We start from the raw sequence: 26,473 nt of genomic DNA, 5'->3' as shown, positions 1-26,473 counted from the left end.
TCAGGGCTTTTTGGCGATCAAGCTGATCGTCAGTATCAGCGTTTATTTACCGGTGTCTTTGACATCGGTGAATTTATCGAACTCGATGTTGTAGACCTCATTGCCGACCTTTTCCACTTTGCGCACGTACACGGTTTGCACGATGTCGCGTGTTTGCGGATCGATCGTGATCGGGCCGCGCGGGCTGGTCATCTTCATGCCCTTGAGAATCGCCATTGCCTTGTCGCCATCGATCTTGCCGTTGAGCTTGCGGCTGACATCATAGATCGCCGCCATGCCATCGTAAGCTGCCACCGCCATGAAATTGGGACGGCCGGCGCCGGGATTGGCAGCGGCGAAGCTCTTCAGGAACGCTTTGTTTTCCGGCGAGTTGTGAGCAGCCGAATAATGGAAGGTAGTGATGACGCCAAGTGTGGCGTCGCCCATGGCTGGCAGCACGTGATCATCCGTCAGGTCGCCGGTGGCAATTACCTTGATGCCGGCTTCCGCCAGGCCGCGTTCACGATAACCCTTCATGAAGGCGATGCCTTGTTCGCCGGCCGGTACGAAAATGAATACTGCTTCCGGTTTGGCATCCTTGATGCGCTGGATGTACGGTGCGAACTCCGGATTGCGCAGTGGCACCCGGATCGATTCGATCACCTGGCCGCCGCCGCCGATCAGGTTGGTCTTGAATGCTGTTTCGGCATCGATGCCCGGACCGTAATCGGCCACCAGTGTCACCACTTTCTTGATGCCATTTTTCAACGCCCAGGTCGCCATTGGTCCCGACACCTGCGGCAGCGTCATGGAGAAGCGCGCGATGTAATTCGATTTGGTGGTGATCACCGACGTCGCCGCATTCATGATGATCATCGGCTTCTTGGCTTGTTCCGCAATCGGCGCCACTGCCAATGCTTCCGGCGTCAGTCCGAAGCCGGCCAGGAAATCGACCTTGTCGCGCACCACCAACTCTTGCGCCAGACGCTTGGCGATTTCCGGTGACGGGCCAGTGGTGTCCTTGACGATCAGTTGAATCTTCTTGCCGGCGACGCTGTCGCCGTGCTGCGCCATGTAAGCCTTGATGCCGCCTTCCATCTGTTTGCCGTAGTCGGCGAACGGGCCGGAGAACGCGGCAATCAATCCGATCTTGATGGTTTCTTCAGCGTGTACGAGCGGCGCGGAAAAAAAATTTACGCCTGCGAACATGGCCATCAATGCAGTCTTTTTGAATCTCATGGTGTCTCCCTCTGGTGCGTATTTCGTCAATGAAAATGAGGCCGAAGCTGTCGGCGAATTTATTTTTCTGCTGAATTGTATCTGTTGCTTGCAGACGACGTAGCCAGGAATTTGTCGTGACTCGCATTCTTGACAAGCATCGGCGAGAACAATAGTATCTCAACAAACGTTCGATAGACAACTTAATGTGCGGTAATCGAACAAAACAAAAATGTAAATTAAAGAGGCGAATTTCCAGTGTGGTTCAGATGTCCGGGTCGCAACGGTCATCGCCGATGAAGTCTGTCGGTGTTGACGCGCGCGGAACGGCACATCTGTAGCGACACATCGTAGTCAGTTCTGCATGTCAAAAATCAGCGTTGCCTCATCCAGGCAAGGCGGGGAGTTGTGCGCTCGCAATTTCGTTACCAGGCGTGAGTGCATGCGACATGAGACGACTGACTGCAAAGCAGCGAGGTCGGGATGACAAGCTCGGCACGGATTCAGGCACCGCAGATGTCAACACCAGAGCCGGTAAGCAAACCGGTAAAAAAGTTTTTTCACAAAACAAGAGGAGATAGCAATGATGAAAAAAGCAGCGTGCAGCGCCATCGCACTGATCGGTAGTTTGTGTGGCATGTCGGCCATGGCGCAAAGCCAGGTCACGATCTACGGTATCGTCGATACCGGCGTGGTGTACACCACCAATGCCAATCCGGCCGGCAATTCGGTTTTCAAGATGCCGGGCCTGACCGGTTCGTTCCCGTCCCGTATCGGCTTCAAGGGTACGGAAGATCTGGGTGGCGGCTTGCAGGCATTGTTCGTGCTGGAAGCCGGTTTCTCGCCTGATACCGGCGCCATGGGACAAGGTAACCGCCTGTTCGGACGGCAGTCGTTTGTCGGCCTGAAAAACAACTGGGGGCAGATCATGCTGGGTCGCCAGGTCAACATGACTTACCTGGCCATGCTCAAGTCTGACGTGCTCGGTCCCAACATCTTTGCCATCGGCAGCATCGATACTTATCTGCCGAATGCACGCAGCGATAATTCCATCGGTTACCTTGGTACGTTCAACGGTTTCACCGTCGGTGCTACTTACAGCTTCGGCCGCGACAACTCGGCCAGCGGCGGTCCGGCTGCAACCGGTTGCGCGGGTGAAGTGGCCGGCAATTCCAAGGCGTGCCGCCAGGTCACCGGCATGCTGGCATACGACAGCAAGGGATATGGCGTTTCCACTTCCTACGACATCCTGTACGGCAATGCCGGCGCTGCCAACGGCATGACCAGCAGCGACAATACCGATCAGCGCATCACCTTGTCCGGTTACTTCATGCTCGGTGATACCAAGATCGGCGCTGGTGTAGTCGACCGCAAGACGCGTGCTGCCGGTGCCGTCAACACCGACTCCGACCTGTATTTCCTCGGTGCGAGCTATCCGATTTCGGCCGCGCTGGTACTGGATGGTCAGGTAGCACGTCTGAACGTCAAGGGCTCGGATAACGATTCGACCATGACGGTAGCACGTCTGACATACAACCTGTCCAAGCGTACTGCGGTGTATACCTCGGTCGGTTACATGAAAAATTCCGGCAAGGCACAAGTGGCGCTGGATGCAGGTGGTACGGTCGGTGCCGGCCTGAATCAGGCTGGCGTCATGGCAGGTATCAAGCACACCTTCTGATTCTTGAGGAGAATCGGTCGTCACTTTGCATGACGACCGTACATCTGTGGCGGCGCTCGCGCGCAGGCCGTGGCCTTCTGCCCGCCGTTTCCATCGAAACGGCGGGCAGATTTTTTATGGCAGCAATACCGACAGTTCTTGCGAACCGCGCAACAGTACCGGCAAAAACTCTTCTTCCATTTGCCGCTTGCTGACGCGCGTAGCTTGCGCGCCGACGTTCAGTGCAGCCAGCACATTGCCGGAGGCGCCGCGTACCGGTACGGCAATCGAACGCAAACCGATTTCCAGTTCTTCATCGATCAGGGCGTAACCTTGTTCACGCACACCGGCCAGAATCTCGCGCAGGCGCTTTTGCGAAATCACGGTGCGATCGGTGAACGCGCGCAGTTTTACCTTTTCAAAGTACGCCTTCAGTTCCGGCTCCGGCATATGCGCCAGCATCACCCGACCCAGCGATGTGCAATACGCTGGCAGACGGCTGCCGGTATTGAGTGCCACGGACATCACGCGCGAAGTAGCCGAGCGCGAGACATACAAGACTTCGTTGTCGTCGAGTACGGCCAGCGAGCAGGATTCATTGAGGGTGCGGGTGATGTTGTTCAGGCACGGCTGCGCCGATACGGTCAGCGGCGTCGACGACAAGTACGAATAACCGAGCGTCAGGATTTTTGGCCGCAGCGAAAAATTGTTCATTTCCGAATCGGCGTAACCCAATTGCTTCAGGGTATGCAGACAACGCCGCACGGCCGCACGCGGAATACCGGTTTTCTGGCTGATCTGGGCGATGGTCAGTGTCCGGCGCTGATCGCTGAAGGCGCGCACCACAGCCAGTCCGCGCGCCAGTGAAGTCATGAAGCTGGGATCGGTCAGGGCGTCGATTTCTTCGGCGATGGTGAGTTCTTTTTCTTCCGGTGTTGCCCGCGCTTCTGGTGCCACGGCGGTTTTTGCGGCGGGCTTCTTTACCGGACTCTTGCGCGTGCTGCTTTTAACGGGTGTTTTTGTCATAGTGATATCGAAAAAGGCGAAGGCGTAGGAAATATTCACGCTGATTCTAATATGTTGTGCGGCTAACGAACAGCATTGCGACGTTTTTCTTGACGGTGCGAGTTGGCTCTCGGTACACTAATGTGTGCGAAAAACAAACATTAGTTCGTTTATCGCACAATTAAGAAAATTGCCAAAGCATCCGCACAGTCAATGCCAGCAAGCGCTGGCGCGGATCGATGGCAATCAATGGAGCCGGGCAAGTGAGCCACTTTCCGTGTGGCAGATAAATCGCCCCAGGTTCTCAACAGACGGATTCACGAAAGAGACGAAACGTGATCGACAAAATTTTTGATTCATTGGAACAGGCGGTCGCCGGGGTGCACGATGGCGCGACCGTGATGATCGGTGGTTTTGGCAATGCCGGCATGCCATCGGCGCTGATCGATGCATTGATTGCCCAGGGCGCGCGCGATCTGACCATCGTCAACAACAATGCCGGCAACGGCGACACCGGGCTGGCGGCATTGCTCAAGGCCCGGCGGGTACGCAAAATCATTTGCTCATTCCCGCGCCAGACTGACTCGCATGTATTCGATGCCTTGTTTCATGCCGGCGAAATCGAACTGGAACTGACGCCGCAGGGTAATCTGGCCGAGCGCATCCGCGCTGCCGGTGCCGGTATCGGCGGTTTCTTTTCGCCCACCGGTTACGGCACCTTGCTGGCCGAAGGCAAAGAAACGCGTCTGATCAATGGTCGCCACTATGTGCTGGAAGCGCCGATCCATGCCGACTTTGCGCTGATCAAGGCGCATCGCGGGGACCGCTGGGGTAATCTGGTCTACCGCAAGACCGCGCGCAATTTCGGCCCGGTCATGGCAATGGCCGCCAAGTGCACGATTGCTCAGGTCAGCGAAGTCGTCGAGTTGGGACAGCTTGATCCGGAAGTGATCGTGACGCCCGGCATTTTTGTACAACGCATTGTGCGGGAGGCATAGTCATGAATCGCTTTACACGAGATCAGATCGCCGCGCGCGTGGCACTCGACATTCCTGAAGGTGCATACGTCAATCTGGGTATCGGCTTGCCGACCAAGGTTGCCAACTACCTGCCGCAAGAACGCGAAATATTCCTGCACAGCGAAAACGGCTTGCTCGGCATGGGGCCGGCGCCGGCGCCCGGTGAGGAAGATGAAGACCTGATCAATGCCGGCAAGCAACCGGTGACGCTGCTGACCGGCGGCGCGTATTTTCACCACGGTGATTCATTTGCCATGATGCGCGGTGGCCATCTTGATATTTGCGTGCTCGGCGCGTTTCAGGTTTCCGCCAGCGGCGATCTGGCCAACTGGCACACCGGCGCGCCGGATGCGATTCCTGCCGTGGGCGGCGCCATGGATCTGGCGATTGGCGCCAAGCAGGTATTTGTCATGATGGAACATCAGACCAAGAGCGGCGAAAGCAAGATCGTGCAGCAATGCACTTATCCCTTGACCGGCATTGCCTGCGTCAACCGCATCTATACCGATCTGGCGGTACTCGATGTGACGCCGCAAGGATTGGTCGTGCGCGAAATCGTCGACGGCCTGTCCTTCGACGAATTGCAAGAATTGACCGACGCCCCATTGTTGCCGGCTTAATTTTTGAAAGACTGATTGTCATGACTGAAGCTTTTATCTGCGATGCCATCCGCACCCCGATCGGTCGCTACGGCGGCGCGCTCAAAGATGTACGCGCCGACGACCTCGGCGCGGTGCCGCTACGGGCATTGATGACGCGCAATCCGCAAGTCGACTGGAGCGCCATTGACGACGTGATTTTCGGTTGCGCCAATCAGGCCGGCGAAGACAATCGCAACGTCGCCCGCATGTCGGCCTTGCTGGCCGGCTTGCCGCAAGAAGTGCCGGGCTCGACCGTCAACCGGCTGTGTGGTTCAGGCATGGACGCGGTCGGCAGCGCGGCGCGCGCGATCCGTGCCGGCGATACCGGCCTGATGATTGCCGGCGGCGTCGAGTCGATGACACGCGCACCATTTGTGATGGGCAAGGCCGACAGTGCCTTTTCCCGCAAAGCCAATATTTACGACACCACTATCGGCTGGCGTTTCGTCAATCCCGAAATGAAGCGTCTGTATGGCGTCGATGCAATGCCGGAAACAGCGGAAAACGTTGCTGACGCGTATCATATCGCTCGCGCCGACCAGGACCAGTTTGCGCTGGCCAGCCAGATCAAGGCGGCGCAGGCGCAAAAGGATGGCATTCTGGCGCAGGAAATCACGCCGGTCGTGATAGCGCAGAAAAAGGGCGATGCCATCAGCGTGACCGATGATGAACATTTGCGCCTGACCAGCATGGAAGCCCTGGCCAAACTGAAAGGCGTGGTGCGGCCGGATGGCAGCGTCACGGCCGGCAATGCGTCAGGCGTCAATGACGGCGCTTGCGCCTTGTTGCTGGCCAATGCAGTGACTGCTGCGCGTTATGGTCTGACGCCGAAAGCGCGCATCGTCGGCATGGCGACTGCGGGCGTGGCACCGCGCGTGATGGGCATCGGCCCGGCGCCGGCCACACAAAAGCTGTTGCAGCAACTTGGTTTGCGTCTGGATCAGATGGACGTGATCGAATTGAATGAAGCATTTGCGGCGCAAGGGTTGGCGGTAATGCGCACGCTCGGTTTGCGCGACGATGATCCGCGCGTCAATCCGAACGGCGGCGCGATTGCCTTGGGCCATCCGCTCGGCATGAGTGGCGCGCGTCTGGTGACGACCGCCATGTACCAATTGCATCGCACCGGCGGCCGCTATGCACTGTGCACCATGTGTATCGGTGTCGGTCAGGGGATTGCCATCGTGATCGAACGGGTGTGAGCTGAGGCCAGCGCGCAGCAGGTCAGTATAAAAGAACAAGAGCATTCCAGCCCCGGGCAGCGTATCCGGGGTCGGCGTGCCGGCAGCAAAAAAGTGAAACGCCGCATCAAGCATTCAAGAGGAGAGAGACAGCATCATGAAAACACGTTCGTGCACATTACATCTTCATGGCAAGCGCCACGGGGAGCGGTCATGTTAGGCAACCTGGTCGGCGTCCTGTTTGACGGTATCGCGTATGGCAGCCTGCTGTTTCTGATCAGCGTCGGTTTGTCGGTGACCATGGGCATGATGAACTTCATCAATCTGGCGCACGGCGCGTTTGCCATGCTGGGCGGTTATGTCTGCGTGACCGTGCTCAGCCGCTTCGGCCTGCCGTTTCTGGCATCGCTGCCGCTGGCGTTTCTGGCGTCGGCAGTGGTCGGTCTGGTATTGGAGCGGTTGTTGTACCGTCGCTTGTACAAGGCTTCGCACCTGGATCAGGTGTTGTTTTCGATCGGTCTGACCTTCATGGCCGTGGCCGCCGCGACCTGGGTCTGGGGACCAACCCAGCAGCCGGTCAATTTGCCGGACTGGCTGCGCGGCCAGGTGTCGTTGCTGGGACTGGATGTCGGCGCCTACCGGGTGTTCCTGATCGGCGTGGTGGTATTGATCACGGTGGCGCTGGGCTTGCTGATCGAGCGCACGCGTTTCGGCGCGCAAATCCGTGCCTCGGTGGATAACCAGGTGGCGGCGGCCGGACTGGGCATCAATGTCAGCCGCGTCTTCAGCCTGACCTTTGCGCTCGGTTCCGGTCTGGCCGGACTCGGCGGCGGTTTGGGCATTGACGTGCTGGGTCTGGATCCGACGTTCCCGATCAAATACATGGTGTACTTCCTGCTGGTCGTGGCCGTCGGCGGTGCCGGCACCATCAAGGGGCCGCTGGTGGCGGCACTGATTCTGGGTGTGTTTGACGTGGCGGGTAAATATTACGTACCGGAGATCGGCGCTTTCGTGATCTATGGCCTGATGGTGTTGTTGCTGATTCTGTTTCCGGCAGGTTTGTTGCGGAGGCGGTCATGAGTGTCACCACGCATACGGCTGCCGCTGCTGCCACCGATCAACGTTCCACTACGATAAAGACTGCCGCCATGACGTCACGCTTGCGTTTGCCGAATGACCGCTGGAAGCCGCTGGAAATTCTGTTCTGGCTGATGCCGGTAGCGGCGTATTTCCTGTTCCCCGGTTATCTGGTGCTGATCAGCCAGATCATGATCATCGGCTTGTTTGCCATTTCCCTTGACCTGATTCTCGGCTATGCCGGTATCGTCTCGCTCGGTCATGCCGCCTTTTTCGGCCTCGGCGCCTACACCGCCGGTTTGCTGGCAGCGCATGGCTGGGGCGAGCCGATCAGCGGTCTGCTGGCCGCTGCGGCGGTGGCTGCCGTGTTCGGTTTCATCACCAGTTTTCTGGTGGTGCGCGGCAATGATCTGAAGCGTCTGATGGTGACGCTCGGGATCGGCCTGATGCTGTTCGAAGCCGCCAACAAGGCAGCGTTCATTACCGGCGGTGTGGATGGCTTGTCGGGCATGGTGATGAACAATATTTTCGGTCAGTTCGAATTCGACCTCAACGGCAAGACTGCCTATATCTACAGTCTGGTAGTGTTGTTTGCGATCTTCGTGGTGTTGCGCCGGCTGGTCAATTCGCCGTTCGGCCTGGGCCTGACCGGCATTCGCGAAGGCGGTCTGCGCATGCCGGCCATCGGCGCCAATGTCAATCAGCGCCTGACCGTGATCTTTACCATCAGCGCCGCGGTAGCCGGCGTCGCCGGCGCCTTGCTGGCGCAGACCACGCAATTCGTCGGTCTCGATGTGCTCGGCTTTCCGCGTTCGGCAGAACTGATGATCATCCTGGTGCTGGGCGGTACCGGACGCCTGTACGGCGGCCTGATCGGCGCGCTGGTATTCATGCTGGCGCAAGACTATATCTCCGGTCTCAATCCGGCATACTGGCAATTCTGGATCGGCTTGTTGCTGGTGGTGATCGTGATGTTTGGCCGCGGCGGCATTCTCGGCGGGCTGTCGTCGCTGATGCAAAAGTTTGGCAAGCGCACCGGCAATTCCGCAGAAGGGAGCAAGTGATGAGCAACAATACCACTCTGCGCACCGAAGGTCTGTCCAAGCAATGGGGCGCATTCAAGGCCAACAGCGATGTGTCGCTGAGCTTCGCACCCGGCGCACGACATGCGCTGATCGGACCGAACGGTGCCGGCAAGACCACCTTCATCAATTTGCTGACCGGTACTTTTGCGCCCACCAGTGGCAAGGTATTTTTCGGCGATGAAGACATCACCGCACTGGCGCAACATCAGCGCGTCAAGCGCGGCATGACCCGCACCTTCCAGATCAATACGCTGTTCGCCGGCCTGACGGTGCTGGAATCCGTGGTGCTGGCGATATCGGAGCGGCGCGGCATGCAATATGTCTGGCGCAAGACCGTCGCCAGTCAGCAGGAAGTGATCGACGAAGCGATGGCCTTGTTGGGTTCGCTCAAACTGGAAGCAGAAGCCAACAGCATTACCCGCAGTCTGGCTTACGGCAAGCAGCGGCTGGTGGAAATTGCGCTGGCGCTGGCGACCAGGCCGAAAGTCTTGTTGCTCGATGAGCCGGCGGCCGGTATTCCTTCTGCCGAAAGCAAGGAATTGTTTGAAGTCATCGCGCAATTGCCGCGTGACGTGACCATCGTTTTTATCGAGCATGACATGGGCCTGGTATTTCGTTTCGCCGAACGCATTACGGTGCTGGTTGGCGGCAAGGTATTGACCGAGGGCACACCGGCAGAAATCGCTGCCGATCCGCGCGTCAAGGAAGTGTATCTGGGGGAGGCTGAACATGCCTGAATTGCTGACGCTGGATAAAGTGACTGCCGGTTATGGCGAATCGATTGTGCTGGAAGATGTCTCGTTTGCCATGCAAGAAGGCGACAGCCTGGCCCTGCTGGGACGCAATGGCGTCGGCAAGACCAGCTTGCTGGTGACGCTGATGGGACTGACCCGTCTGCATCGGGGCACGATCAGCTGGTGCGGCAGTGACATTGCACGGGTACCCACCTACAAGCGGGCGCATGCCGGGCTCGGCTGGATTCCGCAAGAGCGCTTCATGTTCCCGTCGCTGACGGTGGAAGAACACTTGACCGTAGTGGCGCGCCCCGGCGAATGGAATCTACAAAAGATCTATGAAGTATTCCCGCGTTTGCAGGAACGCCGCAACAATATGGGAAATCAGTTGTCGGGCGGTGAACAGCAGATGCTGGCGATTGCCCGCGCGCTGATGGTGAATCCGCGCATCCTGTTGCTGGATGAACCGATGGAAGGGCTGGCGCCGATCATCGTGCAGGAATTGCTGCGGGTGATCCGGGCGCTGGTGACCGACAAGGGCATGTCGGTGATTGTGGTCGAACAGCATGCGCGTCTGGCGCTGTCGCTGACGCAACGCGCGATTGTGCTGGATCGCGGCCGTATCGTGCATGATTCCGACAGTGCCAGCTTGCTGGCCGATGGCGACAAGCTCGACCGGCTGGTCGCGGTGGCCTGACGGCGAAATGTCATTTCACGTCTGCAGACCGGATAGCGATATCCGATCTGCATTTCCTTTGCTGCGCCGGTGAAAACAATCAATCAGTCACGATTGGTTTTGACACAGGTGACAGTATGTTGCCGCACGCCGGCCCATTCGGCGTAAAGCGCAATGGCTTGCTGCATGGAGGCGGCAGGCGAGGTGTCGATGCCCAGTTGCACGGTGGTCCAGCAGCGATACCAGCTCTGGCCGTCGGCCCTGGCAGGATGTGCAGTGCCCAGCAAAGCCAGAGCAAGGGTGATTCCGGATAATGTCCTGAGTTGTTGCATGTGATTCTCCTTGGTGATGAACGAGGGAGTTTTCAGTGAAAATAGTGACGGCACCGATACAGAACAGGTATGGAATCATCCGTGCCGCCTGCCAACGGGGTGTTGGCAGGGCCAGATTGAGGTTCTTTACGATGCCCGGCTATAGATGCAATGGGAAAATGATTCGATATTGAATTGAAAAAAAATAGGACTGAAAATTTTCAGTCCTATTTTTGTTTGACAGCAGTTTTTCGGGATGTCTACAAATCGATGCTCAAGACCGCCGTTGCGGCGCGTGACACGCAGGGCATGAAGCAATTGTTGGCCAGCTTTTCTGCCGGACTCAGGTAAGCATCATGATGTTGCGCAATACCGTCAGTGACGACGGTACGGCAAGTACCGCACACCCCCACTTCGCATGAGCAGTCAATCTCGATGCCGGCTGCCTGCAGGCAGGCCAGCGCGGTCTGATCGGCGGCCACAGCGATGTCCCGCTCCGATCTGATCAGACGCAACACGAATGCCGCAGTTGATGGCCCCGGTGGCGTCAGGCTGAACGATTCCTTGTGCACCGATGCGACGCCGAACCGGGCTTGTGCCAGTTCCACCACACTGTTCATGAATGCCCCCGGGCCGCAGGTGTAAACCTGAACGTCGGCTGCAAGCTGCGCATCCGCATCCAGCGTACTGGCAATCGCTGCCGCACTTTGTTGCGGCGACAGTCCGCTGAATATCCGGACCTGCGGCGCCAGTGGTGATGCCGTCAGTTCTTCGGCAAAGGCAATGCTGCTGTCATCGCGCACGAAGTACAGCAACCGGAACGGCTGGCCGCGACGCAGCAGTTCATATGCCATCGACAGAATCGGCGTGATGCCGATGCCACCGGCCAGCAACAGATGCATGCCGGCGTTTGCTGTCAGCGCGAAGGCATTGCGCGGATGGCTGATCTGCAACACGCTGCCGGCCTGCGCCTGTGCATGCAGCCAGTCGGAGCCGCCGCGAGATTGCGGCTCGCGCTTGACCGCGATGCGGTAAGTGTTGCCAGACGGTTCCCGGCAACACAGCGAATATTGCCGGGTCAGCCCGTTGGGCAGGCTGACGTCGATGTGCGCGCCGGCAGCGTAGGCCGGCAGGGGGCCGGCGTCGCATGCGCGCAGCTCGAATACGCGGATGCCGGCGCCGCCCGGAACAATCGAAGAAATGACCACATTCATGATGCTGTCGCTCAGGCCGGGTGTCCGGCCGGCTGGCTCAGTATATTGATGATGCGGCGCGCGCGATTGGCGCCGGCATCGACGTGAATGTCGATTTGCGGTGCGCCGTCAAACTGACACATGTTGCGGTATTGCGCTTCGATGATGACGCGGTCCTCTTCAAATGTCATCGCGGTTTGCTGATAGACCAGTTCCAGATTGTCGGGCATGTCCGGATGCGAAGAACTGGCCATGGTCCAGAAGTAATGCGACGTGGTGTCGGTTTCCGGTGTGATGCCATGAAAGCCGCGCATATGAAAGCCGCCGCGCCGGGGATCGTCGAGTGCATCGGTATTGGCATCGACCGCGCCGGTGAAGATGTTGAGATGATTGACGTGAAAATCGATTTCTTGCCAGCGGTCGATCAAGCCCTTGAAGGGCCACGCCGCACTGTACGTTGCCGGCGGTTGCGATGATTTCATCCAGCGCACTACGCGCACATCATGGTTGTCGCTGCTGACATTGGTCGGCGCTTCCATGTGCACCTTGGGATTGCCGCCGATGGTTTTCGCATGGACATAACCGACATGGCTCAGGTCGAGCAGGTTGTCATGAATCAACTGATAGGGGGCATCGTAGTGAAAGGCGCCGCCCTTGAACTTGTAGCGTGGATTGTCATGCGCGGCAATTTCCGGTGGCGGACCATCGGGTGCGCTGTCGGCCTGTTCGCCCATCCAGATCCAGATCACCTGATTGCGCACCGCGACCCGGTAGGCCCGCACTCTGGCCTTGCCCGGAATCTTGACTTGTCCCGGGATTTCGATGCACTGACCATCGGCCCCGTACAACAAGCCGTGATAGCCGCAGCGAATCCCGCCCTCATCCAGTGCGCCGCAAGACAACGGCACGCTGCGGTGGCAGCAGCGATCTTCCAGTGCCGCCACTTCGCCGTTGCCGGTGCGGAACAGGACCACCTTGTGATTGAGGAAGGTACGTGCCAGCGGCTTGTCCTGCAATTCCCAGGCAAAGCCTGCGACATACCATTGATTTAACGGAAACATGATGAACTCCTGAAGATGTGCAGATTTATTTGGCCGGATCTTTGACCGCATCGTAGCGATCGATTTCGGTGGCCACGTACTTGCCCGGCGCTTGCTTGTCGATACGGCGGATATAAATGGTTTGTACGATATCGTTGGTCTTGTCATCGATGGTGACGGTGCCACGCGGACTGCTTGAGGTATAGCCCTTGACCGCATTCATGAATGCAGTGGCATCGGTGTTGCCGCCGGTCTTGGTCAGTGTCTTGGCGATCAGCGTCATGCCGTCGTAAGCCGAGACCGACAGAAAATTGGGCTTGAAGCGACCATTGACCGTCTGCGAAAACGCTTCCAGAAATTTTGCATTTTCCGGACCCGGGCGCGAGAACGAGTAGAAGCCGGCGGTGTAGATGCCGACCATGGCATCGCCGCCCATGCTCAGCACATCTTCATCGGCCCAGCCTTCACCGCCGAGAAAACGGATGCCGGCCTTGTCCAGCCCCTTTTCCTTATAGGCCTTGATGAACGACACCATCGGCTGGCCATTGGGCAGGAACACGTGAATCGCATCCGGTTTCTCATCCTTGATGCGTTGCAGGTAGGCGCTGTAATCGACGGTGGTCAGCGGCACCCGGACCGAACTGGTGACGGTGCCACCGAGCGCGGTAAAGGTTTTGCTGAACCAGGTATCGGCATCCAGACCCGGTGCGTAATCCGAGACAATCGAGAATACCCGGCGCGAGCCGGTTTTGTAGGCCCATTGCGCCAGCGGTTTGACCGATTGCGCAATGGTGTAAGAGGTGCGCGTGATATACGGCGACTTGGTGGTGACCGCCGATGAGGCCGCATTCATGACCACCATCGGTTTTTTTGCGCGGTCGACTACGCTGGCCACCGCCATCGCATTCGGCGTGAAGACGAAACCGGTGATGATGTCGGCCTGCTCGCGACCGATCAGCTCGGTTGCCAGGCGCTTGGCGACATCGGCTTGCGGGCCGGTGTCATCTTTATAGATGATCTGCAATTTCTTGCCGGCGACGGTGTCGCCGTGCAAGCGCAGATAAGTGTCGATACCGGCTTTCATTTGTTCACCGCTCTGCGCGGCAACGCCGGTCAGCGACGTGATCACGCCGATGCGCACGACGGGTGCCTGCGCCAGTGCCGCAGTGGCAAGTGCCAGCCCGCTCAATCCGGCCAGTCCGGCCAGCGTGGCCGATAGCGCAACTTTTATGCGATGCATCCTGAGTCTCCTGTAGTTTGATTTTTTTTGTCCGCCTGCTGAATTTTTTCTTTATTGCAGGTCGGTTGTGAGCGATCATACCGAAGTCAAATTATTTGAAAATAGAATCTTCGGCATAATATTTATTCGAATATCGAATAGAGATAAGCGCGGCGAACATGGCTGAGCGAAGGAGAAACGGATGAGCGGATTTGATTTGAACCTGTTGCCGGTGGCGCTGGCGATCTACGAAGAACGCAGTGTCAGTGCTGCTGCCCGCAAGCTCGGCATGAGTCAGCCGGCGGTGAGCGTGGCGCTCAACAAACTGCGGCATGCGCTCGGCGATCCCTTGTTTGTCCGCACCGCACACGGCATGGAACCGACGCCGCGCGCGCTGACGCTGATCAGTCCGACCCGGGACATTTTGCAGCGCCTGCACACCGACGTGTTGACCAGCACCGAGTTCACGCCGGCCACGACCAGCCGCAAGTTCACGCTGGCCTTGTCGGATATCGGAGAGATGACGTTTTTACCCAAGTTGCTGGACCGCTTGCGGCATGACGCGCCGGGCGCTTCGATCTGCTCGGTCAGCTTGCCGCCGCCGGAACTGGCGCTGGCGCTGGAGAACGGTGATGTCGATCTGGCGGTGGGTTACTTTCCGGATTTGAAGAATCGCAATTTTTTCCAGCAGCGCTTGTTCTCGCATACCTTCATTTGTTTGCTGAGCGCCAACCATGCGATCAAGTCGCGCAAGATAAGCATGGCGCAATTCCTCAGTCTCGGCCATGCGGTGATCAAGGCAGAAGGGCGCAGTCAGGAATTGTTCGAGCAATTCCTGATCAAGAAAAAAATCCAGCGCCGCATCGTATTGTCGACGCCGCACTTCATGTCGATTCCCTTTCTTATCGCATCGAGCGACTTGCTGGTGACGGTGCCGCGCGCAGTGGGCGAATCGTTCGCGCAGTTTGCCAATATCAGACTGGTGGAGCCGCCGCTGGAGATTCCGCACTTCGACTTGCGTCAGCACTGGCATCGCAAGTATCACAAAGACGGTGCCGTCGTGTGGTTGCGCTCGGTGCTGGCGCAGATGTTCAGCAGCAACACCTGATCCGCATCATTGCCTCCGGTTCAGGTGTCGTCCCTGGGGCTGGCCAGCGGCGCGCGGCTGTGTTCGTTGTTGACGTACACCAGCTTGTTGAGCAGCTGCATGAATTGCTGCTGTTCATCGGCCGTCAGCGGTTGCAACAGGCGCTTGCGCAAACGTTGTGCGCCTGGCATCAAATCGGTCAGCATCTGTTCGCCGGCGGCGGTGATGGTCAGTGCGCGCTGGCGCCGGTTGTGCGGAATCACGGTGCGCAACAGCAAGCCTTTTTCTTCGAGGCGGGCGCAGACCGTGGCGCCGGTGGAGGTGTCGATTGCCACCAGTCCCGCCAGCGATACCTGATCGATGCCCGGATGGTTCGACAGGGTGCGCAAAATCGCATATTGCACCGGCGTCACATCGCCGCCCAGCTCATCCAGAAAGATCGACACCGAAATCTGTTGTGCACGACGCAACAAGTGACCTGGATGTTCATACAAATCAACAAGTTGGCTTTCTTTTAATTTTTTTGGAGTGGCGCGGGGCATAGGTGTCTCGGTGAGATAAGTGTTACGCATGTTGTCTTGTTCTTCAGTTTCGTTGCGCGCGTTCGATTATCGGTCAATTGTGCGGTGCACGATGAAAAGCTGTAAATGTCAGTTTACTTCGAGTTCCAAATGAGTATACTTTCGAAAACATTCAGTGCACTGAATATTAAATAAAAAAGCAGTTCGGTGCGCAACAGAATGCGGCAGTAAAGAACGAACAGAACCAAGAATTAAAGCAGGAGACAAGCACCAACTGAATGCCGGCAAGCGTGAGCAGGTCCGCGCCGGCTTCGTCTGAGACCACATGCAGAAGGCGGTCGCGCTTGCCAGGACATTTGCAGTACCGATATGCAGCACTGACATTACCCCTATTCCTGAACCAGGAGGAGATTCGCATGTTTCCAAAAAATACTTGGTACGTCGCTTGTACCCCGGACGAAATCGCTGCCAAACCGCTGGGTCGCAAAATCTGCGGAGAAAAGATCGTGTTCTATCGCGGCGCCGGCGACAAGGTGGCCGCAGTGGAAGATTTTTGTCCGCATCGTGGCGCACCGCTGTCGCTGGGTTTCGTGCGCGATGGCGAACTGGTGTGTGGTTATCACGGCCTGGAAATGGGTTGCGACGGCAAAGTGATCAGCATGCCGGGGCAACGCGTGCGCGGTTTTCCGTGCATTCGCAGCTATCCGGTGGAAGAGCGTTATGGCTTCATCTGGGTCTGGACCGGAGATCCGGCGCTGGCTGATCCGGCCCTGATCCATCATCTGGAATGGGCCGATAATCCGGAGTGGGCTTACGGTGGCGGCCTGTATCACATCAATTGCGAATACCGTCTGATGATCGACAATCTGATGGACCTGACACATGAAACCTATGTGCATGCCTCCAGCATCGGTCAAAAGGAAATCGATGAAGCGCCGGTCAATACCAAGACGGAAGGCGAGACGGTGGTCACCAGCCGCTTCATGGAAAACATCATGGCACCGCCCTTCTGGCGCGGTGCCTTGCGCGGGAATAATCTGGCCGATGATGTGCCGGTCGACCGCTGGCAGATTTGCCGCTTTACGCCGCCCAGCCATGTCATGATCGAAGTCGGTGTGGCGCATGCCGGCAAGGGCGGTTATCACGCCGCACCGCAACACAAGGCATCGAGCATCGTGGTCGACTTCATCACGCCGGAAACCGAAACCTCGCACTGGTATTTCTGGGGCATGGCGCGCAACTTCAAGCCGCAAGATACGGAATTGACCGACGCCATCCGCGAAGGACAAGGAAAAATCTTTGGCGAAGACCGCGAAATGCTGGAGCTGCAACAAGCCAATCTGCTCAAGTATCCGGAGCGCAAGCTGCTGATGCTCAATATCGATGCCGGTGGCGTGCAGTCGCGCCGGATTCTCGACAAGTGGCTGGCGAAGGAGGCGGAGGGTGTTACTGCCGCCACGCCTGCCGCAGCCGTCAATGCCTGAGACCTGCCAGCATTTATTTTTTGATTTTCTTCATTGCCCATCATGAGCCAGCATCAGGTAAAAGTAGTCAGCAAGATCAGCGAAGCCGAAGACATTGCCAGTTTTGAACTGGTCCGTGTCGACGGCCAGCCGCTGCCCTCGTTCACGGCGGGGTCGCATATTGACGTGCATGTCGACGCCGGTGTGATCCGTCAATATTCGCTGTGCAATCCGCCGCAGGAAACGCATCGCTACGTGATCGGCGTGTTGCGCGATCCGGCATCGCGCGGCGGTTCGGCCGCCATGCATGATCGGATTGAGGTCGGCAGCGTACTGGAAATCAGTGCGCCGAAAAATCATTTCCCGTTGACGGCGGCTGGCCGCAGCCTGCTGTTGGCCGGTGGCATCGGCGTCACGCCGATCCTCTGTATGGCAGAAAGTCTGGCGCAGGCGGGGGCGGCATTCGAGATGCATTATTGCGCACGCGCACCAGAGCGCACGGCGTTCCGCCAGCGCATTGCCGATGCGGCATACGCCGGGCAGGTGCACTTCCATTTCGACAGCGGTGCTGCTGAACAGAAACTCGATCTGCCAGCGCTGCTTGCCACCCCGGATGCCGATACCCATGTGTATGTCTGCGGTCCCGGCGGCTTCATCGATTACGTGGTGAATACCGCCAAGAGTCTGGGCTGGCCGTCGTCGCAGGTGCATCTGGAATACTTCGGTGCAGCGGCCGTCGATGCCGCCGGCGATCAGCCGTTCGAGGTCAAGATCGCCAGCAGCGGCCAGGTCATCAACATTCCGGCCGGCGAAAACGTGGTGCAGGTATTGGCGCAACACGGCATCGATATTCCCGTCTCATGCGAGCAGGGGGTGTGCGGCACGTGTCTGACGCGGGTCATCGATGGCGTGCCGGATCATCGCGATCTGTACCTGACCGATGACGAACGCGCGGCCAACGATCAGTTCACGCCATGCTGCTCGCGCGCCAAGAGCGCGCTGCTGGTATTGGACGTTTGAGAAAGAATTTTTGCAACTGGCTGGAATGCATTTCATGAACAACACCGTGCGGTATTGATGAAATGCGTTCTGAAAGCCATCCTATAACGAGAAGAGAGACGACTATGCCAAATCAAGTAAATGACATGCGCCGCAAGGTATTGCTGGGGGGAGCCGCAACGCTGACAGCAGGTTTGTTGCCGACGGTTGCATTTGCCGCGGAGCCCTTGAAAGTCGGGTTGATTGTGCCGATGTCCGGACCGTTCGCGTCCACCGGCAAGCAGATTGACGCCGCCGTCAAACTGTATCAGCAAAAATTCGGCGAAACCGTCGCGGGTCGCCAGGTTGAAATCATTCTCAAGGACGATGGCGGCTTGTCGCCGGATGTCACCAAGCGTCTGGCGCAGGAGCTGGTGTCGCGCGACAAGGTGCAGGTATTGGCCGGCTTCGGTTTGACGCCGCTGGCATTTGCCGCCGCACCGGTTGCCACGCAAGGCAAGGTACCGATGATCGTGATGGCAGCCGCCACTTCCATCATTCCGCAACGTTCGCCGTACATCGTGCGCAGCGGCTTTACCGTGCCGCAAATCACGGCCCCGCTGGCGGAATGGGCGGCCAGGAACAAGATCAGGAATGTGGTGACCTTCGTCAGCGATTACGGTCCCGGCATCGATGCTGAAAAGGTATTCGTCAAGCGCTTCACCGAAGCTGGTGGCAAGGTTGTCGAAACCTTGCGCGCGCCATTGCGCAATCCTGACTACGCGCCGTTCCTGCAACGCGTCAAGGATGCCAAGCCGGAAGCCTTGTTTGTCTTCGTGCCGTCCGGTGAAGGTGCGGCAGTGCTCAAACAGTTTACCGAGCGCGGTCTGGCGGCGGCCGGCATTCGCCTGATCTGTACCGGCGACGTGCTGGATGACGATTTGATGGCCAGCATCGGCGCCGCTGCTACCGGCGTGGTCAGCAGCCATCATTATTCCGCCGCACACCCGTCGCCGGAAAACAAGGAATATGTCACCAACTTCAGCAAGATGAACAAGGGCATGCGCCCCAACTTCCACTCGGTCGGCGGCTATGACGGCATGCATCTGTTGTATCAGGCGCTCAAGAAAACCGGCGGCGACAGCGATGGCGACAAGTTGCTGGCAGCGATGAAAGGCATGGCCTGGACCAGCGTGCGCGGACCGGTATCGATCGATGCGGAAACCCGCGACATGGTGCAAAACGTCTACATCCGCAAAGCCGAAATGGTCAACGGCGGCATGTACAACATCGAGTTTGACAAGGTTGAACACTTCAAGGATCCGGGCGTCTGATCCAGGCGCATTGGAAATGCAAAGGCCTGCAACAGATGATGTTGCAGGCCTTTTTTTCAAAACGGATTGCTGACGCCGGGCGTGGAGCCGCTCCGGCAAGTCCGCGTGTTACTGATTTTTAGGTTTCCACTTTGCCGACATGCATCCGCTCTGAAGCGGAATCCGGCGAATATCCTGCTGTACTTCGCCTGTGTTTTCATCCGTAATGCGCACTTCGCACTGATGGCCGGTGCCGATCAGTTCGGCGCGGTAGACTTTGCCGGCGACCGGGACGACCTCAAACTCAGCCGTACACATATCGGTTTTGGTGCACCTTGTTTCGCGGGTATTTTTCAGGCATTCCTCCGGACTTCCGACGCCGGCGTTGGAAGATGCATTCACGCGCAGATAGCGCTTTTCATTGGCGCGCAGTTGTATCCGCTTGTCGCCGGCATACAGTTTGCTGAATGCGCCCAGCATCGCCTGATCGGTCTGGCATTCGGCATCGCCATAAAGCATCCATCCGGCGGTCGACAAATGCGGCAGATTGGTGATGATGTGCAGCGTCGCCTGCGGTTCATCTTTGGCTGGTTCCTGATAGGCGCAACCAGCGAATGCGGCCAGAAATACCAACGCCGACAGCGTGCTTGTTATTCTTTTCATACCGTGTTGCCTCATCGAATCAAGGAAGTGCTGCCGGTCTGCCGGCGTGGATCTCCCGGGGCAGGTCTGGCGGCAAGAAAGCGCGGCCGTTTGCCAGCGGCAGTAACTCTATCATGCCCGCGAAGCAACAGAAACAGCTCCGCAGCGTCTGCTGTGAGCGCTTCAGAAAAGGCGCTAAAAATACAACAGTGGTGACGTTTGCCAACGAAGGTCATGGCGGCAAAACGGGGCGCTGGCTTGTCGCTGCCACCGTGGCATTCTTGAAACGCAAGCCGAACACCAACGGCACGATGGCGGCGTACACGACCAGCGCCGACAGCCAGATCGCGCCCGGCCATTGTTCCCTGACCACGAAATAAACGCCGGAGAATGCCAGCGGGCAGATGATCGACGCCAGGCTCACGGCGGATGCCAGTACGCCTTGAAACTGCCCCTGCTGATTCTCGTCAACCAGGCGCGTCGCCAGCGATTGCAGGGCCGGTGCGCCGATGCCGCCGAGCGCGAACACCGGCATGATGGCAAAAATCATCCAGCTCCGGGTGGCGAAGGCCATCACGATCAAGGCAATGCTGGCGCTGGCGACCCCGGCCAGAATGGTCGCGCGTTCGCCGAGCAGTTTCACGGCGGGACCGGGAAGGAAGGCTTGCGCCAGCGTCTGGCAGACACCAAAGGCGCCGAGCGACAGGCCGATGGAGAGGCCGTTCCATTGGAAGGTATCGGCGCCCCACAGCGCCCAGCAGGTGCCATAGACTTCGCCGGCGGCGCTGAAGCTGAAGAAGATGATGGTGATCGGCAGCAGGCTTTTCACCGAGCCGACCCAACGCAAGTGCCGCAACGGGTTGAGCGCCGCGAAGTCGGTTTGCGCCCGGGTCGGGGTGCGGGATTCCGGCAGCATCAGCAACGCCAGCAGCAGATTGCCGCCATTCAGCAGCGCCGCCGCAATGAAGGGCAGCCGCAGCCAATAGTCACCAAGAGCGCCGCCGAGCACGGGACCGACGATGAAGCCGATACCGAACATGGCGTTGGCGAGGCCGAAGCGACGCGCGCGTTTGTCTGCGCTGGAAATATCGGTGATATAGGCGGTCGCCACCGAGGTGTTGGCGCTCGTCAGGCCGGCAATGGCACGGCCCAGCAGCAACATCCAGAGATTGGGCGCACAGGCCAGGAAGACGTAGTTGATGGCGCTGCCGGCGAGCGAGATCAGCAGCACCGGGCGCCGGCCCAGCCGGTCGCTGAGCGAACCGAGCAGCGGCGCGAAGATGAATTGCATGCAGGCGTAGAGCGCCATCATGATGCCGATGGCGGCAGCGACGTTGTCCGTGTGGGTGATATCTCGCAGCAGTGCCGGCAGAATCGGAAAGATCAGGCCGATGCCAACCGCATCCAGTGCAATGGTGGCGAAGATGACGATCAGCGGACGGTTGGTGGCGGATCTGGAGGGGGGTGAAATGATCATGGTGCGCGGTGCTCCGTGTTGTTGCCGGAACGAACGCGGTCTGAAGTCAGCGTGATCGTGGCCGGTAGTCGGACCGGTCCGGTGTTGGTGACGATAATCTCAGTGTGTTGTTTCATGTACTTGATTCCAATATGTACTCAGTACATGAAATGTAATCGCAAGTCCGATACGCCATCAATCGGTTATTTCATCTTTCATGTGAAATAGTGTACTCAGTACATGAAACGTGGCATCATCGCCACATGACAACCCCATCCGACCTCCGATCCCGCAAACGCATTGCCATCCGGCAATGCATTTCGACCGCCGCCACGCGCCTTTTTCTGGAGCGCGGTTTTGACCGGGTAACGGTGGACGAGATCGCGAGTGCTGCCGATGTCGGGCGCATGACGGTGTTCAATCACTTTCCGCGCAAGGAGGACATGTTCTTCGACCGCGACGAAGAGGGGCGCGACATGTTGCGCGCAGCATTGCAGCAATCGGAGCCGGGCGTCGCGCCAATCGAAACGTTGCGCCTGCTGGCCCATCGCCTGGTGGCGGAAGGCAGCCCTTATGTCCGGTTTTCCGCCGACAGCCAGGGCTTCATCGAGACCATCGAGCGCAGCGAAACGCTCAAGGCCCGGGCCCGCGCGATTCGTGACGAGATTGCGCAAGTCGTCGCGGTGGCGCTGGCCGACGGTGCCGGGCGCGAAGCCACGGATGCCGCCGCGCATCTGGCGGCCAGCCTGTTGCTGGCGACGTGGACCGTGGCCTTGATCGAAGGCCACCGGACGTTTCGCCAGGGACAGGATACGGCGCAGGCGAAAGCGGTCTTTCTTGCGATTGTCGATAAAGGCAGCGCCGGCCTGCAAACGGCAATGGCCAGTACGCCTTACGTCTGAACACGCTGGCGTCGACCTCTGCGGTGGCAATGCAGTACCAGAATTCAGCAAGGATCAAAGAACATCAACCGAGCGTCGATGCCACTCCCGAGGATGAACCGGCAGCGCTTCTCATGACAGGGAAACTGCCGCCCCCATTGCATGATCATTGCCACTGGCATCGGTGGCGGCGAATGCAACGGATTGAGTTCCGGCATTGCGCCCATGCTCCCTTGGCGTACACCGCATCACTTTTTTGAAGGCTTTGCCAAAGGCACTTTCGGATTCATAGCCGAGTGACAGCGCGATGGCCGACGTGGATTCGCATGAATTCTTCAGCCGCTCGCCGGCCAGCAGCATGCGCCAGCGTGTCAGGTATTCCATCGGTGTGGTTCCGACCGTCTGTTTGAAGCGCAGCGCGAAGACCGATCTCGACATGCCGACATGTTGTGCCAGAGTCTGCAAGGTCCACTTGCGTCCGGGATCATCATGCATGCCGCGGATGGCGGCACCCATCTGTTTATCTGCCAGTGCGAACAGCCAGCCGACACCTTCCTGTGCGCCATCCGCCAGATGCAGCCGCAATGCCTGCACCAGCATCATGTAAGCGAGTTGTTGCGTAATCAGTGATGCGCCCGGTTGCGGATGGCGCACTTCTTCTTGCATGCGTTCCAGCGACCAGCGCATGGCCGCCTTGTCCGATTCTTTGCGGATATGCACGATGGGGGCCAGCGCGCTCAACAGGAAGTCGGCATGACTGCCGGTCAGCACGAAGTGGCCGCCAACCAGATAGCAACCGCCGTCATGTTCGCTGACGCTCTCGCTGCCTGATGCGGCTTTCCACTTTGCGCGCAGCGTCTGGAAATCGACCGGCGTTGCCGACAAATCGGTCGCCAGCCGGAACGGTGCGCCGGGCGGCAACAGATAACAATCGCCAGCCGTGAGCAGCACCGTTTCGGCAACGCCTGCCACCGATAACCAGCATTGGCCGGACACCACGGCGTAACACTTGATGCCGGCATGTTGCGGCCACCGGATCGCCATGCCGCCGTCAATGGCGACACCGCCGGCGACATAACTGCGTGGTTTGAACAGGGCCAGCACTTCTGACAGCGGATCCATATATCTCCGGACGATTGCGCTAATAATGCGGACTTTATCGCATGGATGGTATCGCGACAAGCGCCTATATTCAGTGTTGCCGGACGGCGGCGTTCGTCCTCAACTCAAGCAAAGGTGAATGCAACATGCGTATTTTTCTTACCGGCGCGACCGGTTTCATTGGTTCCGCCATCGTCACCGAACTCATTCAGGCCGGCCATCAGGTACGCGGATTGACCCGTTCGGAAGCCGGTGCGCAGGCGCTGATCGCGGCCGGCGCAGCAGTGGTTCGCGGTGATCTGGACGACCTGGACAGTCTGCGGCGTGGCGCTGCGGCAGCGGATGGCGTCATTCATACCGCCTTCAATCACGACTTCTCGCAGTTCGCTGCCAATTGCGAAACCGACCGGCAAGTCATCGAAGCGATGGGTTCCGCACTGATGGGCAGCAATCGTCCCCTGATCGTTACCTCGACTACCGGTATGGGCGCCATCACGTCAGGTCAGCCGGCGACTGAAGACAACTTCAATCCCGCTCATCCGAATCCGCGCAAGGCATCGGAGCTGGCCGGCGTGGCGCTTGCCGGCTGCGGCGTGAATGTCTCGGTAGTGCGTTTGCCGCAGGTGCACGATTCCGTGAAGCAAGGTCTCATCAGTCCGCTGATTGCACTGGCACGCGAAAAAGGCGTGGCGGCATTTGTCGGCGACGGCCGCAACCGCTGGCCGGCGGTGCACATCAGCGACGTCGCCCGGCTCTACCGGCTGGCGGTGGAGAAACAGCAAGCCGGCCGTCGCTACCATGCCGTCGCGGAAGAGGGGATTGCGCTGCGGGATATTGCCGAAGTCATCGGACGCGGTTTGCAAGTGCCGCTGGTCAGTCTTTCTGAAGACGAAGCGCCAGCGCATTTCGGCTGGCTCAGCGATTTTGTCCGGCGGGACTTGCCGGCGTCCGGTGCCAACACGCAGGACTGGCTGGGCTGGCATCCGGGCGGGCCGGGCCTGATTGCCGATCTGGAACGGATGCAATACCGTTCTGTATAAGGTTGCCAGGATGGGGCAGCGTCAGCAGCCGTCCGCCGATACGTTCATGGCGCTGCCTGACGGGCATCGAGCTGGCTCTTTCCCAGGGCGAACGACGCTTTTTGGATGACGCCGTTGGCCACCTCGTACACGCACAGCATTTCTACTGTGCCACGACCTTCGGGGAAATTGCGGGTAACGATTTCGACGTCGACCACAATGTTGCCCATGACGCTGCGAGACAGGAGGCGGGCGTGCAGATCCGGCTCTGCAAAGCGGCTTGTCATGCGCGCGCGCATGTCAGCATGGCCGCGCGCCAGCAGTGCCCCGTGCAAAGTATATTGCTCAGCGTCCGGTGCATAGGTGCCGAGCCAGGCGTCGAGATCTTTTGCGTTGTAAGCATCGAGTTGTTGCTGGATAACGGCAGCAGGCAGGGTGTCCGGCATTACATGTTCCTCATGAAATGAAATTGGCGATGGTGATTGTTTATGCATGTGTTGCGGCATCAACCTTGACCGGCTTCGGTCATCCGGCCTTGATCGGCCGGACCGGCCGTCAGCGCAGTGGCGCCGTTCAGCACCAGCGGCAGTGCTCGCGCCCAGCGGTTGGCCGACAACGAAAAAGTCAGCGCGCGCACCTGGTGGTACCACCCGGCCGGCACATACAGCAGTTCACCGGGCTGCATGATGCACTCGATCATGGTGGCCTGGCGGGCCAGCGGGAAATTGTCGAAATCCGGTGCTTCGGGGTCGAACGGCGAACCGAAGAGAATGGCATTCGCTTCACGCGGATAAAGGAATTCATCGTGGTGGGGCGGGGACAGGAAAATCCGCTTGCGACCCCAGACCTGGGCAAAAATATTGTCGTCATAGTCGCAGTGCAGCGGCGTCACCGTCCCTGACGGACCGAGCCAAAAACGCGGCGGCCCCATTTTCTTGAACCAGGCGGGCCAGTGGCACAAGGCATTCAATTCACGCAATTCGAGATTGCCCAGATACGGCGGCAGGTCCTGCGTGTCATTGGCGACCAGATCAAGGTAGGCCAGCAGCGACATGTCTTGCATCGCCCGGTCGGGTGCGAAAGCGGTATTGATATAGTCACCCACGCGCGCGCGCACGGGCAACGCGCCAAAGCGGTCGCGCAGCGTTTGCGGCGTCAGGGCCGACAACGGCCATTTGCCGACCAGCCCGCTGATGACGAACGGCAAGCCTGCTGCCGCCCGCATGCGAAATGTCGCCGCATCGGGCAAGCGCAGGCGTGGCACCGCAGAAATCGCAGGCAACTCGCGACTGGCCTGTCTGATCGCCGCCCGCATCTCCTGAATTGAGGTAACGCCGCGCACCAGCGCATCCTTGTGTTCCCGCGCCTGCTTTCTGGCCAGCACGTCTGCCGGCGACATGGCCGCCGATGACGGCCGGGGCGGCAGTATCCGGGATGACCGGCTGCCGGGTTTTTCGTGGTTCATTTGTTCTTCGCTGTGTAAATTTCTTCGTGAGGCTGGATGGCTGCGGTGCCGGCACGTCGCCGCACGCGTACTGCATTTGCAGTATTTACATGCCATCCGAAACGAGAAAGGATACACCGCAACCTGATCCGTGGTGTTTCGAAAACACACCGTCGGGTTGCAAGCCAGGTTGGCAACAGCGGGACTGCTGCGCTGATGTTGCGTGCCACCGCTCAAGGCACTGCGTTTTATATCGGCTGGCGGTCGGCGTTTCGAGCAGCCGCCGTCGGGGAGCAGTAGCTGAGCAGTAACGCCCGCTCACCGGAAGAAATCATCCAGCATGCCACGCTGGATTCAGCGTTCAAATCCCCTCTATTTATCTGTGGCGCTGCTCGCGGAGGAAACCTCGACAACAGCGCTTTCACTGCTGCGGACGTCATCACAGGCCGGTGCTTGAGAAAGCGTCGGCAGCTTTTTCTTTATCAGCGGTAAATTTTCGCGCTCGGTTCCATCCGGCAATACCGCTTGTT

26 protein-coding genes are annotated in these 26,473 nt (G+C 58.7%); 14 read left to right on the top strand and 12 right to left on the bottom strand.

Annotation, left to right across the window (positions count from 1 at the left end; genetic code table 11):
- Positions 1 to 42: 42 nt before the first annotated feature.
- Positions 43 to 1,218, bottom strand: coding sequence for an ABC transporter substrate-binding protein (locus AKL27_RS08275; protein WP_050462340.1), 1,176 nt, complete (start codon positions 1,216 to 1,218; stop codon positions 43 to 45).
- A gap of 562 nt (positions 1,219 to 1,780) precedes the next feature.
- Here AKL27_RS08275 and AKL27_RS08270 point away from each other — a divergent pair.
- Positions 1,781 to 2,878 carry a porin gene (locus AKL27_RS08270; RefSeq protein ID WP_050462339.1) on the top strand — a complete coding sequence of 366 codons (1,098 nt, stop codon included), beginning with the start codon at positions 1,781 to 1,783 and terminating at the stop codon, positions 2,876 to 2,878.
- A 114-nt stretch (positions 2,879 to 2,992) separates the two neighbouring features.
- Here the strand turns inward: AKL27_RS08270 and AKL27_RS08265 are convergent, their stop codons facing one another.
- Positions 2,993 to 3,883: an IclR family transcriptional regulator domain-containing protein gene (locus tag AKL27_RS08265; RefSeq protein ID WP_050462338.1), complete on the bottom strand. Its 891-nt coding sequence runs from the start codon at positions 3,881 to 3,883 to the stop codon at positions 2,993 to 2,995.
- Between the two features lie 314 nt (positions 3,884 to 4,197).
- Here AKL27_RS08265 and AKL27_RS08260 point away from each other — a divergent pair, with 314 nt between their 5' ends.
- The 7 genes from AKL27_RS08260 to AKL27_RS08230 all read left to right on the top strand — a co-directional run bounded on the left by AKL27_RS08260 (position 4,198) and on the right by AKL27_RS08230 (position 10,296).
- Positions 4,198 to 4,860, top strand: a complete 663-nt coding sequence (locus AKL27_RS08260) for a 3-oxoacid CoA-transferase subunit A (RefSeq protein ID WP_050462337.1) — start codon at positions 4,198 to 4,200, stop codon at positions 4,858 to 4,860.
- Between the two features lie 2 nt (positions 4,861 to 4,862).
- Positions 4,863 to 5,501: a CoA transferase subunit B gene (locus tag AKL27_RS08255; protein WP_050462336.1), complete on the top strand. Its 639-nt coding sequence runs from the start codon at positions 4,863 to 4,865 to the stop codon at positions 5,499 to 5,501.
- A 20-nt stretch (positions 5,502 to 5,521) separates the two neighbouring features.
- Positions 5,522 to 6,724, top strand: a complete 1,203-nt coding sequence (gene pcaF, locus AKL27_RS08250; protein ID WP_050462335.1) for a 3-oxoadipyl-CoA thiolase — start codon at positions 5,522 to 5,524, stop codon at positions 6,722 to 6,724.
- 192 nt (positions 6,725 to 6,916) lie between these two features.
- Positions 6,917 to 7,783, top strand: coding sequence for a branched-chain amino acid ABC transporter permease (locus AKL27_RS08245; RefSeq protein ID WP_050462334.1), 867 nt, complete (start codon positions 6,917 to 6,919; stop codon positions 7,781 to 7,783).
- A 68-nt stretch (positions 7,784 to 7,851) separates the two neighbouring features.
- Positions 7,852 to 8,844: a branched-chain amino acid ABC transporter permease gene (locus AKL27_RS08240; protein ID WP_232310942.1), complete on the top strand. Its 993-nt coding sequence runs from the start codon at positions 7,852 to 7,854 to the stop codon at positions 8,842 to 8,844.
- Positions 8,844 to 9,602 (top strand): ABC transporter ATP-binding protein, encoded by a 759-nt coding sequence (locus AKL27_RS08235; RefSeq protein WP_050462333.1) that lies wholly within the window; start codon positions 8,844 to 8,846, stop codon positions 9,600 to 9,602. Before AKL27_RS08240 ends, AKL27_RS08235 begins: the two co-directional genes overlap by 1 nt.
- Positions 9,595 to 10,296 carry an ABC transporter ATP-binding protein gene (locus AKL27_RS08230; protein WP_050462332.1) on the top strand — a complete coding sequence of 234 codons (702 nt, stop codon included), beginning with the start codon at positions 9,595 to 9,597 and terminating at the stop codon, positions 10,294 to 10,296. The genes AKL27_RS08235 and AKL27_RS08230 overlap by 8 nt, the downstream gene beginning before the upstream one ends.
- A gap of 83 nt (positions 10,297 to 10,379) precedes the next feature.
- Here AKL27_RS08230 and AKL27_RS08225 read toward each other — a convergent pair whose 3' ends face one another.
- The 4 genes from AKL27_RS08225 to AKL27_RS08210 all read right to left on the bottom strand — a co-directional run bounded on the left by AKL27_RS08225 (position 10,380) and on the right by AKL27_RS08210 (position 14,059).
- Entirely contained in the window at positions 10,380 to 10,607 is a 228-nt protein-coding gene (locus tag AKL27_RS08225) for a hypothetical protein (protein ID WP_050462331.1), read from the bottom strand.
- A gap of 239 nt (positions 10,608 to 10,846) precedes the next feature.
- The gene (locus AKL27_RS08220; RefSeq protein ID WP_050462330.1) at positions 10,847 to 11,800 is read right to left on the bottom strand and encodes a PDR/VanB family oxidoreductase; all 954 of its coding nucleotides are present in this window, start codon (positions 11,798 to 11,800) and stop codon (positions 10,847 to 10,849) included.
- An 11-nt stretch (positions 11,801 to 11,811) separates the two neighbouring features.
- Positions 11,812 to 12,840, bottom strand: coding sequence for an aromatic ring-hydroxylating dioxygenase subunit alpha (locus AKL27_RS08215; RefSeq protein ID WP_050462329.1), 1,029 nt, complete (start codon positions 12,838 to 12,840; stop codon positions 11,812 to 11,814).
- Positions 12,841 to 12,865: 25 nt separating this feature from the next.
- Positions 12,866 to 14,059 carry an ABC transporter substrate-binding protein gene (locus tag AKL27_RS08210; protein ID WP_050462328.1) on the bottom strand — a complete coding sequence of 398 codons (1,194 nt, stop codon included), beginning with the start codon at positions 14,057 to 14,059 and terminating at the stop codon, positions 12,866 to 12,868.
- Positions 14,060 to 14,240: 181 nt separating this feature from the next.
- Here AKL27_RS08210 and AKL27_RS08205 point away from each other — a divergent pair, with 181 nt between their 5' ends.
- Positions 14,241 to 15,146 (top strand): LysR family transcriptional regulator, encoded by a 906-nt coding sequence (locus AKL27_RS08205; RefSeq protein WP_050462327.1) that lies wholly within the window; start codon positions 14,241 to 14,243, stop codon positions 15,144 to 15,146.
- 20 nt (positions 15,147 to 15,166) lie between these two features.
- On the opposite strand, the gene AKL27_RS08200 is transcribed toward AKL27_RS08205, so the two are convergent.
- Entirely contained in the window at positions 15,167 to 15,667 is a 501-nt protein-coding gene (locus AKL27_RS08200; protein ID WP_050462326.1) for a MarR family winged helix-turn-helix transcriptional regulator, read from the bottom strand.
- Between the two features lie 395 nt (positions 15,668 to 16,062).
- Between AKL27_RS08200 and AKL27_RS08195 the strand changes: the two genes are divergently transcribed.
- The 3 genes from AKL27_RS08195 to AKL27_RS08185 all read left to right on the top strand — a co-directional run bounded on the left by AKL27_RS08195 (position 16,063) and on the right by AKL27_RS08185 (position 19,421).
- Positions 16,063 to 17,130 (top strand): aromatic ring-hydroxylating dioxygenase subunit alpha, encoded by a 1,068-nt coding sequence (locus AKL27_RS08195; RefSeq protein WP_050462325.1) that lies wholly within the window; start codon positions 16,063 to 16,065, stop codon positions 17,128 to 17,130.
- A 42-nt stretch (positions 17,131 to 17,172) separates the two neighbouring features.
- A complete protein-coding gene (locus tag AKL27_RS08190; RefSeq protein WP_050462457.1) occupies positions 17,173 to 18,129 on the top strand; it encodes a PDR/VanB family oxidoreductase in 957 nt (318 codons plus the stop codon).
- A 104-nt stretch (positions 18,130 to 18,233) separates the two neighbouring features.
- Positions 18,234 to 19,421 (top strand): ABC transporter substrate-binding protein, encoded by a 1,188-nt coding sequence (locus AKL27_RS08185; RefSeq protein WP_050462324.1) that lies wholly within the window; start codon positions 18,234 to 18,236, stop codon positions 19,419 to 19,421.
- A 108-nt stretch (positions 19,422 to 19,529) separates the two neighbouring features.
- Here AKL27_RS08185 and AKL27_RS08180 read toward each other — a convergent pair whose 3' ends face one another.
- Positions 19,530 to 20,063: a hypothetical protein gene (locus AKL27_RS08180; protein WP_157056850.1), complete on the bottom strand. Its 534-nt coding sequence runs from the start codon at positions 20,061 to 20,063 to the stop codon at positions 19,530 to 19,532.
- Between the two features lie 211 nt (positions 20,064 to 20,274).
- A complete protein-coding gene (locus AKL27_RS08175; RefSeq protein ID WP_050462322.1) occupies positions 20,275 to 21,519 on the bottom strand; it encodes a TCR/Tet family MFS transporter in 1,245 nt (414 codons plus the stop codon).
- Positions 21,520 to 21,761: 242 nt separating this feature from the next.
- Between AKL27_RS08175 and AKL27_RS08170 the strand changes: the two genes are divergently transcribed.
- Positions 21,762 to 22,400, top strand: a complete 639-nt coding sequence (locus AKL27_RS08170) for a TetR/AcrR family transcriptional regulator (protein ID WP_050462321.1) — start codon at positions 21,762 to 21,764, stop codon at positions 22,398 to 22,400.
- A gap of 111 nt (positions 22,401 to 22,511) precedes the next feature.
- Here the strand turns inward: AKL27_RS08170 and AKL27_RS08165 are convergent, their stop codons facing one another.
- Positions 22,512 to 23,501, bottom strand: a complete 990-nt coding sequence (locus tag AKL27_RS08165) for an AraC family transcriptional regulator (RefSeq protein WP_050462320.1) — start codon at positions 23,499 to 23,501, stop codon at positions 22,512 to 22,514.
- A 125-nt stretch (positions 23,502 to 23,626) separates the two neighbouring features.
- Between AKL27_RS08165 and AKL27_RS08160 the strand changes: the two genes are divergently transcribed.
- Entirely contained in the window at positions 23,627 to 24,520 is an 894-nt protein-coding gene (locus tag AKL27_RS08160; RefSeq protein WP_050462319.1) for an SDR family oxidoreductase, read from the top strand.
- Between the two features lie 44 nt (positions 24,521 to 24,564).
- On the opposite strand, the gene AKL27_RS08155 is transcribed toward AKL27_RS08160, so the two are convergent.
- Positions 24,565 to 24,945, bottom strand: a complete 381-nt coding sequence (locus AKL27_RS08155; protein WP_050462318.1) for a nuclear transport factor 2 family protein — start codon at positions 24,943 to 24,945, stop codon at positions 24,565 to 24,567.
- A 59-nt stretch (positions 24,946 to 25,004) separates the two neighbouring features.
- Complete coding sequence (locus tag AKL27_RS08150) at positions 25,005 to 25,964, bottom strand: cupin-like domain-containing protein (RefSeq protein WP_050462317.1); 960 nt, start codon at positions 25,962 to 25,964, stop codon at positions 25,005 to 25,007.
- Positions 25,965 to 26,473: the final 509 nt, after the last annotated feature.

Origin of the sequence: Herbaspirillum autotrophicum, from assembly GCF_001189915.1 — a bacterium.
GTDB lineage: Bacteria > Pseudomonadota > Gammaproteobacteria > Burkholderiales > Burkholderiaceae_D > Herbaspirillum > Herbaspirillum autotrophicum.
This window is presented reverse-complemented; position numbering and strand designations above follow the sequence as displayed.